The sequence below is a fragment of the Methanoculleus sp. SDB genome (assembly GCA_001412355.1).
Taxonomy (GTDB): Archaea; Halobacteriota; Methanomicrobia; order Methanomicrobiales; family Methanomicrobiaceae; genus LKUD01.
This window is the reverse complement of sequence record LKUD01000069.1, coordinates 1-15,456: the sequence shown is the minus strand read 5'-3', so window position 1 is coordinate 15,456 and position 15,456 is coordinate 1. Positions and strand designations below refer to the sequence as shown.

The following is a 15,456-nucleotide window of genomic DNA, read 5'->3' as shown; positions in this document are numbered from 1 at the left end:
AAAAATCGAATCCTTAAAGCAGGATTTTTTTTCCTATATCGATCAAAATTCGGGAAAGATCGATACCAACCTCCCGGTTTTTTTCGGACATGTCATCGCCCAGCTGGAGCGGTCGTTTCCCGATATGGACAACACGACATACGACGAGTTCATCGATGCGATGGCATATCGCATCATGGAAGCCAGCCCCCGGAGCGGCTCGATCGGAGCGATCGAGCAGATTATTAAAAATGCCTTACGGTTCAAACGCAACGGCAGGGCAAAAGGAACGCTGGATATTCTCGCCGGACTGGAACTCATGTCCGTCGGGAATTTTAACGATGCGATTCCGTATCTCCGCCCTTATGCAAAACACGATGCCCTGATCGGCCTCTATGTTGCATACTGCTACATGAGGCTCTCGGCACAGGAGACCCGCCATCTGCCGGAAAGCTCGAAAACCCGGCCGAGCGAGATGGAGCTCGCCGCACGGGAGCAGCTGCTTGAGATGCTCAGGACGAAACCGCCTATAAGCCGCCTCCGCCAGCTGCACATTGCGGACAACGAGTTTCTCGAACAGGCCTGCTGGGCCATTCTCGGCTATGCCATCGAATGGTTCCCGAACGAACCATGGTTCCTCCGGATTGGTCTTGAAAAGACAAAAAAAGACAATAATGAAGATATGCGTGAGAGACTGCTGAAAATCGGGGGCGAAAAGTTTTTCAACGATATGTTCTTTCTTCGCGAGCTGTACCAGATGCGGCTCGAACGAAAGGATGGTGCCGGAACTGCCGGCGTGGTAAAACAGATGATGCAGCAGTATCCGGACAGCAGCGAACCGCTGTATTTCGGCATCAAACTCGCCCTTCTTTCGGGAAGCCCGACATCATTCCGGCAGTTCCGGGAGAAGGCGGTGGATGCCGGTATGCCCGTTCACCTCATATATTTCTTCGATTTTGCGTTTGCTTTCCTTACAAAGGACATGCCGACGGCACAGGCTACGCTCGCCGAGATGAAGCGGCGGTTCGGATCCCTGAAGTACTATCTCTCCCTGATAGAGTATGTGTTCAACGAGTCGCAATCAGGTGATGAAGGGCGTGCAAAAAGGGCAAAAAGGGTATTTTTCGACTCTTTTGAGGCGTATACGTTCCAGGTGCTCAGGATTCAGGAATAACCATGCCCAGCACTCCTCTGATAGAACCGATGATCTGCCCGATGACCGTGGGATCGTCCGTTTCATCGGCTACGGCAGGCTCTTCCGGCAGGTTTTCAGCTACTTCGGGAGTATACGCGGGCATTACCGGAATCAATGGTGCAGAGGAATCCTCCCGGTAATAGCCGACGAAGTGGCAGGGATTAGCAAACCAGATCCGATCGGCAGTGTCGACGGCAATAAATTTTACAAGGTTTGTTCCGATCCCGTCCCTCCGGTCCAGGTGAAGGATGAATGACCCGTCCTGCCAGCCGGAAATCCCGCCATCCGTGGCGATCACATACATCCCTCCGCTCGTCTGATCCGCACCGTTAATCTCATTGCTGCCGAGGGGTGCTTCCGCAATCGAAAATACGATCTCCACGTCACCCCCCTCCCGGTACCGGAAGAGATGCGTCCTGTTGTAAAAAAACACGCCGCCGAAGATATCACTCCCGATGCCGTGAATGCCGGAAATTCTCTGTCCGCGATCGAACAGCTCATGAAACTCCGTCGTTCCCTCCGACTCGTCAAGCACCCAGAGTCCCGAATTCTCCGAAGCGGCATACAAACGCCCGGTCGTATAGTCAACTGCCATTTCCCTCACGGTGTAGCACCCGGGACTGCCCGGCGCATGGGGTTTGAACCACGTCCATGCGCCCCGGAAATATCGGTGAATGCCGGCGTTGCCCGTAGCCACCCACATTTCTTCCCTGCGTGCCTGAAGATCGTTGACGGCAAGGTTTTTCAGGAGCTGCTGGTCGCGGATGGTTGTATAGGAACTGCCATTGTACACCTGCAGTCCGCACGGGTAGCCAATCCAGAGATTTCCAGAGGAATCGCACTCAACCGCGGTGACAAAATCACTCAGCGGGCTTTTTTCGATATCGCCGAACTGCCAGTGATGAATGGACCAGGTACCGTTATATTCGGATCGTGCGTTATCGGTTGCAAAAATGACCGTGTCCTCCGGACCGTCGGCCATGTCCCTGATTCCCGTGGTGGAGACGGAATCGGATCCCGGAACAAAAAGAACAAGCCCTGCACAGACGGGAGTTGCGAGAATGAATGCTCCCGCAAACAGTAAAATCAGATATCGATGCATGTTCCATCCGCCCGTTTTACTTTTACCCTCCCCTTTTCCAGAGGGAAATAATGGATTGAGCGGCCGGATGTTCCCCCGATATCCTCGCCGACAATCGGGATGGAATGTTTTTGCAGGAGGTCGCGCAATGCCGCGGCATTCCGTTCACCGATGTCGAGATTCCCCTTGAAGCTTTTAAACATGCTTGCCCCTCCGGCTATTTTAGCTTCAAGAGAACGCTTCTGGCACCCTGCCTGTATGAGTTCGTTGATCAGAATCGGGATTGCAGTATTGGCATATTTTCCCGGCCTGTCGCATTTTCCGCCGTTGTCAGGGAGCATGACATGCGCCATCGTCCCTATTCCGCGCTTTTTGTCATAAATCATGACGGCAACGCACGAACCAAGTCCGATGGACGTCATCGGCAGACTGCCCGTATGGAATTCACCGATCCCGACATTTTGTAGTTTTTTTAATTTTATGGAATCGCGATCGGAAATACAAACACCCCCCCTTTACGCGGTGCCGTTCATGACGTTATCAAGGAGTGCGAGCAGGTCATTGAGCATGGGCGGACGGGGCATCAGGAGGATTGACCCGGTTACTTCGTGCTCCTGGCAGACGAGTTCGGTACTGAAGAGGATGACCGAGTTAATATCGCCGGATATCTGGGCAATCACACTCTCCAGCATTGCATGCGCCATATCGATGGCCACGTCCGGCGGTGACGGCAGCATCACGATGTTGAGGAGGGTCGCCGTCGCATCAAGAAACTGGGACATCATGATATTTCCGACTTCGAGCAGGGCGCTCTCGTCCATCTCATTAATCTCGCGATCCATATCCGTCATCCCGAGCATGGTATTTGTCAGCCTGATAGCCGATGTTTTGGGGATGAAGAGCCCGAGGTATCCTCCGGGTGAGATTTCTCCCTGTATCTCGAAGATCACGAAAGCAGATATCTCGTCCTGAACAACGCGGGTCAGGCCGGCGATATCTACAATTTCAACTTCAGGTACGGTCATGTCAACAGCACTGCCGAGCATCACCGACAGGGACGCAGCAGCATGAGAAGCGCCGATATTCCCAAGCTCCCGTAACGCATCAAGTTGTTGTTCGTTGAGTTTCATGGCAATCTCTCTATAACATTGTATTTACATCAAGAACCGGCACAACAGCACCGTCGCCCGGGATGGTCACTCCCCCGACTCCCCGGCAGTTTCCAATCACGCTGCTGACAGGTTTGACAACGACTTCCTGCTGCCCTTCGACGATATCGACGGGAATGCAGCATTTTTTTCCTTTATACAGTACAACGACCATGATCTCGCTCACCGGCCGCTCTCCGAACATCTCATCGAGCCGGAAAATCTGGAGCACTTCGTCGCGGAGCATGATCACTTCGCTTGCGCCGACATTGTGAATATTCTCGAGATCGGCCTTCGCGACTTCCACAACGGCATTGATGGGAATCGCACATCGCCGATCGTTAATCCGCACCATCATCACATCCACGATGGCCATCGTCGGGGGGAGGGTCAGGGTAAACCGGGACCCCTTTCCTGCCTCGGTCTCCACCTTGATAGACCCGTTGAGTGATTCGATGGTGCTTCTTACAACGTCGAGCCCCACGCCGCGTCCGCTGATGTCGGTGATTTCCTCGGCCGTGGAAAAGCCGGGCTGGAAGAGGAAATCGATAACCTCCTCATCCGTGAGATTGGCCGCTGTCTCTTCCTGTACAAGCCCGCGTTCGATAGCTTTCAGAAGGATCTGGTCACGCCTGATGCCCTTTCCGTCATCGGAGAGTTCGATGATCACGTTTCCCTGTTCACGCCGTGCGGAAAGCATCAGCGTGCCTTTTCGCGGTTTCCCCGATGCTTCCCGTTCTTCCGGAATTTCCAGGCCATGGTTCACGCCGTTTCGTATCAGGTGGAGCAGGGGATCGGAGAGCCCGTCCATGACACTGCGGTCCAGCTCGGTATCCCCTCCGAGCATGGTAAATTCGACTTCCTTTCCGTCGTGGTGGGCGACATCGCGGACGACACGGGGGAAACGGTTGAAGATCTGGTTTAACGGGATCATGCGGATGTTCATCATCAGGTTCTGGAGATCCGAGACGGAACGGCTCACCATGTTGAGTGATTCGTCCATCTCCTTGATCTTGTACGTTCCCGCAATCTGTTTGAGACGGCCGCCGTTGATGACAAGATCCTCGACGAGATTCATCATCTGGTCCAGTCGCGTGATATCGACCCTCAGATTTTTAACTTCCCGGATTTTGTCTGATTTATCCGTTTTCTCCGCCATTTTTGCAGGAAGTGCCGGGGACACGTCCGGCGGGCGGCCGGACTCCGTCTCCGGTATGGCCGGAATATCAGGTTCATCGCCCGCAAACGACACGCTGGCAATTTCCGTTCCCGATGCGGCGGATCGTACGGCATCCTGACCTGCGTCACTGTCGATCTCAACGTCCAGCTTTCCCGAAAACGGCGCTGTATCGTCTTCAAGCTCCTGCTTCGTTGGTGTGCTGGAGATGATCGTGCCAATTGATTCAAGGTTCTGGAGCACGAGGAGTGCACGGATATCTTTCATCGCACAGGCATCATCGACCGTGATCGTCAGCTGATAACGGTCCGGTGCCGCCTCGCCGGATTCGGACGCAACGGGTTCTTCGGCGGATTCTTCGGGATCTTCCGCGGCATACTTTTCAAGGTCCGCCACAAGATGGCCGGAAGATATCGATGAACAGTCCCCCCCGGCCTCAATGTCATCAAGCATCTCCTCGATAACATCGGTGCCGGCGAGCAGCACGTCTATCAGATCCTGCTGGACTGAAATGTGACCGTTTCGTATCAGATCAAAGACATCCTCCATCGAATGGCAGAGGTGCTCCATCTCATGATACCCCATCGAGGCGGACATGCCCTTGAGTGTATGGGCAGACCTGAAAATTTCGGCTATTGCCTCATCATCGGATCCTTCCTCAAGGATCAGGAGATTTCGCACTACATTTTCGTGATTTTCACGGGATTCCGCAACAAAAAGTTTCCTGTAGCCATCATTGTCCGTCATCGTGGGCCTCCAGATTGTTCACTGCCTTTTTGATCTCGTGGTTCAGCCGATTAAGCGGGACAACCTTGTCCACGCACCCGTATCCGAGCGCAGAGCGGGCCATACCGTATACAAGGCAGTCCTTTTCGGCCACCACTATCGTCCTGCCCCCGGCATTCTTGACCGCCAGACTTCCTTCGCCTCCGTCACTGCCCATCCCGCTGAGAAGGACGGAGACAGTTGCGTTTCCGAACGCTTTGGCAGCGGAGGTGAACGTATGGTCGACAGCCGGACGAACCGCATGAAGGGGCGGTGATTTTGAGAGGGTAATGCGTCCCCCGCGTTTCCCGCCCTTTTCAAGCGTTCCGCTGATGATTGTATGGTACCCTCCCTTTGAAACGAGGATTCTTCCGGCATAGAGAACGTCCCCGTTTTCCGCTTCCTTGACCGGCATCTTTGCGATCCTGTTGAGACGCTGGGAAAGTGCGGCAGTAAACCCCTCAGGCATATGCTGGGTGATGACAAACGCCGCTGATATATCGGGAGATAACTGGGAGAGAAGAGTGTCGAGCATCGGCGGCCCCCCCGCCGAAGATCCTATTACGACGATTCTGCTGGCAGGAACGGTTTCCCGGGTGGATTTCGACACCACCTCGGGTATCTCGACAACCCGTTTGATTTTTTCGATGAGTTCGCTCTGAATCTCGCGCACTTTACTGAGATTCCGGGGTTTGAGCATGAAATCCGTGGCACCGAGCATCAGTGCCTTATTTGTCAGTTCCGCATCCCTGGCCGAAAGGGTCGAAAGCATCAGCACCCGGGGAGTTACGGGGAAATTTTTCAGGTGCGTAAGTGTTTCAATGCCGTCCATTCTTGGCATCTGGATATCAAGCGTTATCACGTCCGGAGTGAGTTTACGAATTTTTTCAAGTGCCTCAATGCCATCGCCTGCAGTACCGACCACACAGACAGAGGGATCGCTGCCGAGTATATCGGAGAGAATACTCCGCATAAAAACGGAGTCGTCAACGATGAGGACGCGAATCATGATTTTAGTCCGAAAGAACGTTTTTCACTTCTTCTAGGACCTTGGGTGCCTGGAAAGGTTTGACGATATACCCTTTCGCTCCGGTCTTAATCGCGAGTTTCACCATCTGCTCCTGCCCGACAGCGGTGCACATGATAATCTTCGCATTCGGATCGGTGCCCTTAATGGATTTCAGTGCCTCGATGCCGTTCAGTTTCGGCATGACAACATCCATGGTGACGAGATCGGGCTTCAGCTTACCATATAATGTGATTGCTTCTTCACCATTTTCAGCTTCACCGACAATGTCATGCCCGCCGGAAAAGAGAATGTTTTTAAGCAGCGTTCGCATGAACATCGTGTCATCAACAATCAATATCTTTCCCATGACTTATCATATAACGATTTGTTTATCATGGGTGATAAAGGTTATTGATTATCACTAGTGATCTACACTATTGTTCGGGGGGTTTCACCGCATCGGTGACGTATCGTGCACCCTTTGTTGTCAGTTGCACCTCACGGCGTGTGCGCACAACCTCGACGATTCCGAGTTTGAGGAGACCGTCATATGTCTTTTCAAGTTCGTCGGGGCCGATGGCAAGCATTTTTTCGATTGCGGTCGAATCCATGCCGCTGTAGACGAGCATCGCCACCTGTGCACCGATGGAATCAATCTCGTCCCCGGCCATATCCATCTCCTTCGTTGCATCCTTCAGGAAGTTGAAGAGGACCTGAAGCGTTGTCGGCGGGCAGAGAACAAAGCTCGTAACGACCTCACCGTGCTCGACATGATCGATCTTTACGACTTCCATCGGTTTCCCGTTCACGTCGCGGCTCGTCCGTTCGATGCCGGAAACATCCATGAGCGGAATGCAGACCTGTTTCTGCTGGCTGACAAACCAGACGCCGGTCTTCAGTACCGCAATCGCGCCTTTTTCCCACTGGGAATTTTTCACGAACACGCCACCGCGAATTGCCGGCGACATGAAATATGCCATCAGCCGGTACGCATTGCATGACATGATGATCATGCGCTTCAGGGCGGCGAGCACCTTGGGTACCGATGCGATCCGGAACGTCTGTGCTGCGGGTCCCGAAACCTCAATACTCAGGATATTTTTCTTCTCCTCGATATCGACGATGGACTTCAGCGTTATTTCCCGGTTGATCGGATCGCGGAGAGCAATCCGGTCCTCTCCGATACCTACCTTTGTCGCGGCCCACGACCCGTTGTATTCAATTTTTGCCGGTACTTCTTTCACGTAACAATCACCGATCCGGGGTATTTACACTCTTGCGTGCCGTATGAATCTGCCGGCTAAGATAGTCATTCACGCCTTCCAGCTCACTGACGAGTTCCTCGGCTTCGACGGACACATCCTTCAGTTCCCGGAGAAGGCTTACATCGAGCGTTGATTTTACGACCCGCGTCTCCGACTTGAGCTCATCCATGAAACTCATACTGCCGTCGGACGCCCCGAAGGATCCGATTTCATCCTCCACGACAATCACCGGCTCTTCAACCGGCTGGGGCTTTGCAGGGGGGGTTTTCGGGACATCCGCCGGAGCGGAAAGCGATTCCTCCTGCACTGCCTCCTCTTCTATCTCAATGTCACCAAGTTCGATTCCGTCGAGTTCACCAAAATCACCTTCCAGATCGGAAAGCGGGGAGAGGGACTCCATATCCGGCATTTCAGAAAGAGATATTTCGGCTTCCCCCCCGCCCGCATTGCCGGTGGGGAACGGCGGCATGTCCCCGGCATCCGGGATGTCAAGCCCGGGAGCCGCGGAAACCGGCTCCGCTCTGTCCGGTTCCTCCTCCCCGGCGGAGGCGAGCATATCTTCAACCTCAGTATCAAAATCAAACGAGAAATCGTCCGGAAGTTCTCCGTCAAGATTGTCTCCCGCCGCGTCAAGAATATCGTTCACCGCCAGTGCATCCAGCTCTTCGAGCTCCATTTTAGACTGTGCATGTGCCGGTGCCGGTGCGTCCCCGGACATAAAATCGGCTGATTCGTCGAGATCCAGATCGAAATCGTCAAACCCGGGAAAATCATCCTGTGAAACAGGTTCGGCCACCGCCCTGTCAAGCATATCATCAATCTTCTTCAGGTCTTCCGGCCCGGCCGGTTTTTTCCGGAATATCGAGGTCAGGATCTGGCCCGAACTCCCGAATATCCCGCGGGCCATACCCGCATAGTTCTTAATGGAAGTCCCTGCGATTCTTTCCCGGAGGCCGCTGAACGGGACACTCCGGCCCGGTGGTGTATCGGGCGTCGCGGGCGGTGCGGTCTCGTTCTTCGAAGACTTCCTGCTCAGGAGCCGGGTGATGCCGGGGAGCATTTTTTTCAGGAGCGAATCCCCGTCTTTTTGAGTCTCTTTTTCCGTTTTATCCTTCGCTGTTTCTGCCGGCTGCTCTTCCTCCTCCTTTTTCAGGCCACCGAGCAGCACCAGAAGCATCATACCGATGGCAGTGGTGCCCAGAAGCACAAGTTCCAGCGGTGCATCGAAGAGAACGAGGACCGAACCTACCAGTACCGTTGCGACAAGGAGAATGGTTCGTTTACGGGAGGGATTCATGTCATGCCCCTCCAATTACCGGGATCTGGAAGAACAAATCCACAACGAAAGGAGTTACTATATATATTATTCCGGTCAGCCCAAATAAAACGCTGCCAAAGAAGTAATACATAGACCTGTCACCTCCCTTGACGATTTTACCCGCCAGGACATTCGAGATCGTAACCAGCATGAGCACCGTGATAACATACGTGCTCATTTTCGCCTCCGGGAAATTCGTGAATATCCCGACCGACGCCATCATCCCCGAACCGACGGATCCTGTGGTCGCACTCATTGCCGCCTGTGTTTCGGAAAAGGACTCCATGACACTGGTAATCGCATGGGCCATCGAGATGAGAATCTGGAACAGGAACATGAAAATGGCGACCATTGCCATATGCATGGGAATGAGAAGGACAATAAATCCCGATGACAGCATCTCCCGCTTCTGCCGGAGCAGCACCATCTCCAGCATCGACGAACTGACAATCTTTCCGATCTCCGCCGGTGCTCCGCCAAGCGCAATCGAATCGCGGAAGATGTTGAGGAATTTACAGATCAGGTTGCTGCCGCTTTCCCGCAGAAACCGTTCCCATACTGCCGCTTCATCAAGTCCGAGATTAAGCTTTGAATACACGGAATCGATAAACGGCCCGAGCACTTCAAGGGACTTCCGGTCAACCTCCGACAGCGCGAACGTCGTGGTCAGGCCCTTCCCCCCCATGATGGAGCCCAGCCCCCGGATAAATACGGAAAAATCCTCGTCACGTGCGACGATATTCATATCGTCCTTCATGGCGATGATGCCCATCGGGGCGATGAGCAGGGCAACAAAGAGTATGATGAGCCCGAAATTGATGCCCGCAACGATAAGCAGAAGGGATGAAACGGCAGTTATCGGAAGAATCACCCTCTCCATACGCCGGATCATCCCCTGTTCATAGGATCCGCCCCCGGGAAGGCCGTGTGTCTTCGGGTCGTCGGGAATGGCCCGGTACATCGTGACGATACCCATCACCGAGATCATGAGGAGAATCATGTAACTCGCATTCAGCGTCGAGTCTATCTCGTCAGGTGAATAGATCGCCACGGACACCATGATGATGATCCCCACGATCGTAGCCGACAGCATCATTGCGATATACGCGTCACCCCATTTCTTGAGCATCTCGACACCCTGCTCAAAGGTATTCCGATAGACGCTCCGCACCGTGGAAAGCTCCAGAAGCAGGAATTCTTCATCGGGCACCCCGGAATCGGTCGAATTTGCGTACCGGTTGAGCATGCTCCGGAGCATCGGATTTTTAACGCGTTCCGCCATCAGCCGGAGGGCTTCCGAATAGCTGTAATTCCATCGTTTGACAAAGAACTCCACCCGCTCGATATACCGTGACGTGACGTATTCCTCACGCTGGGACGTATAGGCGAAGATTTCAGGGCGGGTAACCCGTGCGGTGGTAATCGACGCCATATAGGTGATCATGAACAGAATGTCACCGCCCATCTTCTTGTTCTCGGTAACCTGCGCCAGATACTGCTTCAGGGAGCGGATATGCTCTTCGAACGGAATCGAACCGCCGTTTTTTTCACGAAGCGAAGTGGCGAAGGATTCAAACATCGGTATATCCCGGTTCAGACCTCAATTTTCAGGAGGCCCTGTTTCTTAATCTTGGTCATCATGAAATACAGATCCCAGAATCCCGTATAGCCGGCCTTATGAAGACGTTCGAGAATGCGTGCCCGCTTTTCCACCTCATTATAAATTTCCGAACGCCTGTTCTCAGGAATACCGAGCATCGTGGCTATTTTATTCTCGAGCAGGTAGCTGCTCCCTTTCCCGGTCCACTGGAATGTATCGGTCACAGGATCCCAGACAAACATGGCAACGAAGGAAAAGCCCTGTGTCTCCGGATTGAACCCGACAAGTTCGTTTATCGAGAGCATACGCCGGGCCATGCTGCCGTCCGGCCGGCGGACGGCGCTCTGGATAATGACGAGGTTCAGATTGTCAACGTGGGACTTCGGAATGCTGATCGGTTCGCTGCAGACACGCTGGATGAGTTTTTCCACGGTTGCGGCGTGGAAGGTGCTCATAACGGGGTGGCCGGTCTGCATGGCACCAAACGCTACGGCACCTTCACCGCCACGGATTTCACCGACCAGAATCTGATTCGGGCGCTGACGCAGCGCTGCCTTCAGCAGATCGAACATCGTGACGTCGGCACCGTCACCCTCGCCCGATCCTTTGCCCTTCGACACTTCGCGGCTCCAGTTCTTATGCGGAACGATCAGTTCCGGGGTGTCCTCGATGGTGACAATCTTGTTTTCGGGCGGAATAAAGGTCGTTATGGCATTCAGGCTTGTCGTTTTGCCGCTCGCCGTCTCACCGCTCATAAAGAGCGACATCCCGTACTCGATGCAGATCCAGAGGTATGCGGCGACAAGGTAATCCGTCGTCTTCCACTCGATCAGCTGGAGAATGCTCGCCGGCTCCTCGGAAACCTGACGGATGGTGAAATTGCTCCCGTGCTTGGATATCTCCGTTCCGTAGACGATGTTGATACGCGAGCCCTGGGGCAGCGTCGCATCGACGATCGGATTCCGGTACGTGAGAGGGCGTTTGATCCGCTCCGCCATCTTAATCACGAAATCGTCGATCTCCTTCGTAGCCCTGAATTCGACGGCGGATTTCAGCCCGTTGAATATCTTGTGCTCGATAAAGATCGGCCCGACGCCGTCACAGGTAATATCCTCGATATAATGGTCGTCGAGGAACGGCTTGAGGATCCCCATTTCGATCTTGTCCCTGATGAGGAGATACTCGAGAGAGGCGAATTCCTGAGGATTGAGAACAACCCTGCCGTCCGGCAGGACGGTTACCCGGGAATTTTTCTGGGATTTCGCCGGTTTTTTTCCTGCACTGAAATCCTTGTTCATCAGGTCAATGACCTTATCCTTCAGCCCTTTCTTTTCATTGCCCCCTTTCAGCAGGCCCTCGACGGACTCCCCGGGCTGAAGAATATATGTCGCCTTTTTTATAACGCGTTTCAGGACTTTCGTCCGCTCCTCGTCTGTGACCGGGTCCTCATCGAGCGCATCAATCAGTTCGACGAGTTTATGCTCGACGAACGGCATGGCTTCTGCAACGCTGTGCAGGAACGAAGGCTCGATGGGGATGTAGAAATTCCGGACGTCATTCGGATCCGGGAAGATGTGCACGAAGGTCATGTCATTGAGCGGATAGATCAGGTTCGGGCTCTCCATCCCCTTCAGATCCCTTTTCAGCTCCGAGAAGAAGAGCGGGATGCCGAACTCGTTGACCGGGAATATATGGAGATATTCGAGGAGGTGCGGACTCTTCGTGACGTACTCCTTCGCATTCGCGGGCAGCATCCGGTACAGGGCGGATGATTCGATATTGGTGTACCAGTCGATGCCTTCGTCGATAACCTCCGGCTTGAACGGCAGATTGACAGATGCGCTCAGTGTTCCCATATTACACCCGTGCCATTGAAATCGGGATGATCTTCATGCCGTACCCGGGATGCACCTCAAATGAAACGAGGTTCCCGGTCGTCTTCGTCGCCCCGCGGATTTTCACGACTTCCATTACCATGACGTACTTGTCGCCGACGAGCGCCTTCTTCATCATGAGATGGGCGTCGCAGATGGAGCGTATCCGGACAAGGGTGTCCTCTTCAAAGGCATAGGTATGAAGTGTGACAAGGATGGTCTTGCCGTGGTCAACCAGATTCTTGCTGTTCGTGAGAAACGTCAGAATATCTCCCTGCGTCGCGTAACCCGTCAGCAGCGTGAGCGAATCGATGACGATGACCTGTGCCTCGCTGTGCTGGATATGCTTGATGATGCGCGTGAGAATGCCCTGCATCTCCTCCTTGCTCCACTCAAACCCGGTGACGTGCATCGGAAACATTCTGAGATGCCCCCACGCAAAATAATCCGAGATGTCGAGGCTCATCGATTCCATCTGGTTGAGAAAACTCTTCGACGTATTCTCCGAGGTATAGAGATCAACGTTCAGCCCGCCCTTGAGCGCACCCCAGATCACCTGCTGCGTCATGACACTCTTGCCGGTGTCGTTTTCCCCTTCCACGAGTGAAAGTGATTCGAGCGGGAGACCGTCCGCAAGCTTTTTGTCAATCTCCGGATTCCCGGTAGAGAGAATTTTTTTATCGTTTCCTCCGATGAGGTCTCCAAGCCCGGTTTTATCACCCATAGTATACACCCCTCAATCGTCACACATATGCCGAATCATACACGCCGCGATCCGTCGTCACCTGCACCCAGACCGGTGCGGTGACACCGGAATAAGCGACGGACATCGTAAGCACTTCGTCGGGATCCAGCTGATGCGGATGGATGGAATCGGGAATGATCCCGCCATACGCCCAGTAGCCGGCGCCACTGCCGTACGGATGCAGGACGGGCTCGTCGGCAAAAACAAGGTATGCTTCCATATTATCAAAGCCGGAAACAGGCTCCTGTCCGACATTCCGCACTTCCACTACCAGCGGCGAAGCGCCTGCCGTCAGGGTCGCACTCACAATTTCAATCGATGTCCTCATCCGTATCTCCTGCTGAGCGGCCTGTTCATGTTGGGCAAATGCAATGATCTCTGCAGTGGAAAGGGTTCCTCCGACGATTACGTAAGCGGTGATCAAAAGGAGGATCAGGGCAATTGCAGACGCAACCAGTGAGGCACTTCCCATATGTCATCAGCTCGCTGTAAACTCCTTCGTTCGTGTAATACCGCTCGGAAGCACAAAGTGGAAGTACGTCACACCCCCGCTTCCCGGGACGAGTGCGCTGGCGATATCGATGCGCAGTGTTTCCCCCACATCCCAGTATCCGTTCGAATCCCCGACTATCTCGTAATCCCATTCACCGTTGCCGGGTCCGGCCTTGTTCAGGGTGAGGATGTCGAAATTCCCCGGAACGCCGATGAAGACATCGCAGAGATCAATGTCCGCATCCGCGATTCGTATCGACCCGACGTTTTTCACCCAGACCTTTGCATCCGGAGTGCTTGCAAAGCTGTTGACAATTTTGACATCGGTGCGAAGGCGCTCATCGGCAGTCTGGGATGATGACGAGAACGTATCGGTTGCGGTGTATATGATCGGGAAAAAGGCATTCACCAGTACCGCTGCCGCCACGATGGCGGTAATCAGAAATATCGCAGTGGTAAACGTATCACTGGACATTAATCATGTCCTGTCGAGCATATCGACCCAGGTTTCCTCATAATCATCCGTACCGGGGTTCTTGTCAGCCCGGAATTCATGAGGCGCCTGCCCGCCTTCCATGAGCACTTCAATCATATCCCGGTCGAGGGACGCATCGGCCGGATCCAGAATGCGGTTGAGTGTATAGAGGTTGGAAACAAACTCATTTGATCCGATCTCATGCTGATCGCCGATCGTTTCCGGCATGAGCCGCGTCAGATCCTTGATTTGCGCACATGCATCATCGGATATGTAGCCGAGTGTCCGGTATGTTTCCACCATTATTTCAAGCCGGTCATGTCCGTATTTATTCACCATTTTACCGGTCCAGTCAAACAGGCGGTGCACTTTATGCAGCCGGATCTTTACACCCGCTTCTTTCTCCAGAACGTTCTTCCCGGCAGGTTTCACCTTCGTTTCGGCACTCTCAAGTCTTTCGTGCAGGGCACGGAGAATCGCTTCGTCGGCAATCAGGCGTTCCCGCATATCCACCTGCTGTGCTGCCGTCTCCGGCATCCGGAATTCACTGCCGAACGGGGGGAGCGGAGGAGCCTGCACAGGAGGGGGAGGAGGCTGTACTACAATGGGGGCAGACGGTACCGGTTCCGGTGCTATCGGTGCCTGCTGCACGGGGGACTCCGGACGGGCCGCCACATTCTCATCACGCGAATCTGCCATTTTCGCCTGTGCAGGGAGAACAGCCGAGAGAATGAACGGATTTTCCGTCTCGTTCATCCGCTCCCTGATATCGATGAGCAGCTTTTTAATCGATTTCTTGATGAGATCGACCTCTTCCTGAAGACGCTGCATCTTGATCTCGGGATCATCAGCTGAGGCAGCCGTGATGATGTGATCGACCTGCGACTGGTTGATTGCCATACCAAACTATCTTTTTGATTTTGGTATTATATAATACTTATGTTAGTAATAAGCTGTGAAAGAAAGCAATTTAGCCCTTTAATTCGTAAATTATCCCACATTTTCCCATTTAATCTGCATTCTGTCGATTAATTCGATAATCTGCAATTATAAACGGTAATGATAATCGAATATGATAACCACAATACGATTTCCTCCCCGCGTAACAAAATAAAATTTATCAGTACAGGATATTCACATCAGAGATCTTTTCAGGACCCGTCCGCTTGATGCCGAGAGAGGCTCCGACGGACGGCTTGATCTCGAGATTGAACGTTTCGCCCGGTGCGACATGCGCACCATCCCCGGGCGACACGGCAACCGTGAACTGCTCCCGGTCTTCAAGCAGCGTGTCTGTCGTTGCGCCGTTCTGGATGTCAATAATCCTCCACTT

15 protein-coding genes and 1 pseudogene are annotated in these 15,456 nt (G+C 53.5%); 1 reads left to right on the top strand and 15 read right to left on the bottom strand.

Annotation, left to right across the window (positions count from 1 at the left end):
• Nucleotides 1-1,153: hypothetical protein (locus APR53_00460; protein KQC03885.1), on the top strand; the 1,153-nt coding region annotated here is incomplete at its 5' end.
• Here APR53_00460 and APR53_00455 read toward each other — a convergent pair.
• The 15 genes and pseudogenes from APR53_00455 to APR53_00385 form a co-directional block, all read right to left on the bottom strand.
• Nucleotides 1,137-2,276, bottom strand: coding sequence for a hypothetical protein (locus APR53_00455; protein KQC03884.1), 1,140 nt, complete (start codon nucleotides 2,274-2,276; stop codon nucleotides 1,137-1,139). The two genes, APR53_00460 and APR53_00455, sit on opposite strands and share 17 nt — an antisense overlap.
• A complete protein-coding gene (locus APR53_00450; protein KQC03883.1) occupies nucleotides 2,261-2,755 on the bottom strand; it encodes a chemotaxis protein CheD in 495 nt (164 codons plus the stop codon). The genes APR53_00455 and APR53_00450 overlap by 16 nt, the downstream gene beginning before the upstream one ends.
• 15 nt (nucleotides 2,756-2,770) lie before the next feature.
• Complete coding sequence (locus APR53_00445) at nucleotides 2,771-3,385, bottom strand: chemotaxis protein CheC (GenBank protein ID KQC03882.1); 615 nt, start codon at nucleotides 3,383-3,385, stop codon at nucleotides 2,771-2,773.
• Nucleotides 3,386-3,395: 10 nt separating this feature from the next.
• On the bottom strand, nucleotides 3,396-5,327 hold the full coding sequence (locus tag APR53_00440) for a chemotaxis protein CheA (GenBank protein ID KQC03881.1): 1,932 nt from the start codon (nucleotides 5,325-5,327) through the stop codon (nucleotides 3,396-3,398).
• Nucleotides 5,314-6,354 (bottom strand): chemotaxis protein, encoded by a 1,041-nt coding sequence (locus APR53_00435; GenBank protein KQC03880.1) that lies wholly within the window; start codon nucleotides 6,352-6,354, stop codon nucleotides 5,314-5,316. Before APR53_00435 ends, APR53_00440 begins: the two co-directional genes overlap by 14 nt.
• Nucleotides 6,355-6,358: 4 nt before the next feature.
• Nucleotides 6,359-6,721, bottom strand: coding sequence for a two-component system response regulator (locus APR53_00430; protein KQC03879.1), 363 nt, complete (start codon nucleotides 6,719-6,721; stop codon nucleotides 6,359-6,361).
• Between the two features lie 67 nt (nucleotides 6,722-6,788).
• Nucleotides 6,789-7,598, bottom strand: a complete 810-nt coding sequence (locus tag APR53_00425) for a hypothetical protein (GenBank protein ID KQC03878.1) — start codon at nucleotides 7,596-7,598, stop codon at nucleotides 6,789-6,791.
• 7 nt (nucleotides 7,599-7,605) lie between these two features.
• Nucleotides 7,606-8,916 carry a hypothetical protein gene (locus APR53_00420; GenBank protein KQC03877.1) on the bottom strand — a complete coding sequence of 437 codons (1,311 nt, stop codon included), beginning with the start codon at nucleotides 8,914-8,916 and terminating at the stop codon, nucleotides 7,606-7,608.
• Between the two features lies 1 nt (nucleotide 8,917).
• Nucleotides 8,918-10,516: a flagellar assembly protein FlaJ gene (locus APR53_00415; protein ID KQC03876.1), complete on the bottom strand. Its 1,599-nt coding sequence runs from the start codon at nucleotides 10,514-10,516 to the stop codon at nucleotides 8,918-8,920.
• 14 nt (nucleotides 10,517-10,530) lie between these two features.
• Nucleotides 10,531-12,393: a secretion system protein E gene (locus APR53_00410; protein KQC03875.1), complete on the bottom strand. Its 1,863-nt coding sequence runs from the start codon at nucleotides 12,391-12,393 to the stop codon at nucleotides 10,531-10,533.
• 1 nt (nucleotide 12,394) lies between these two features.
• The gene (locus tag APR53_00405) at nucleotides 12,395-13,135 is read right to left on the bottom strand and encodes a flagellar accessory protein FlaH (protein KQC03874.1); all 741 of its coding nucleotides are present in this window, start codon (nucleotides 13,133-13,135) and stop codon (nucleotides 12,395-12,397) included.
• A gap of 19 nt (nucleotides 13,136-13,154) precedes the next feature.
• Complete coding sequence (locus APR53_00400; GenBank protein KQC03873.1) at nucleotides 13,155-13,628, bottom strand: hypothetical protein; 474 nt, start codon at nucleotides 13,626-13,628, stop codon at nucleotides 13,155-13,157.
• A 6-nt stretch (nucleotides 13,629-13,634) separates the two neighbouring features.
• Complete coding sequence (locus tag APR53_00395) at nucleotides 13,635-14,123, bottom strand: flagellin (protein KQC03872.1); 489 nt, start codon at nucleotides 14,121-14,123, stop codon at nucleotides 13,635-13,637.
• A gap of 3 nt (nucleotides 14,124-14,126) precedes the next feature.
• A complete protein-coding gene (locus APR53_00390) occupies nucleotides 14,127-15,023 on the bottom strand; it encodes a hypothetical protein (protein KQC03871.1) in 897 nt (298 codons plus the stop codon).
• Between the two features lie 220 nt (nucleotides 15,024-15,243).
• Nucleotides 15,244-15,456: pseudogene (locus APR53_00385) on the bottom strand.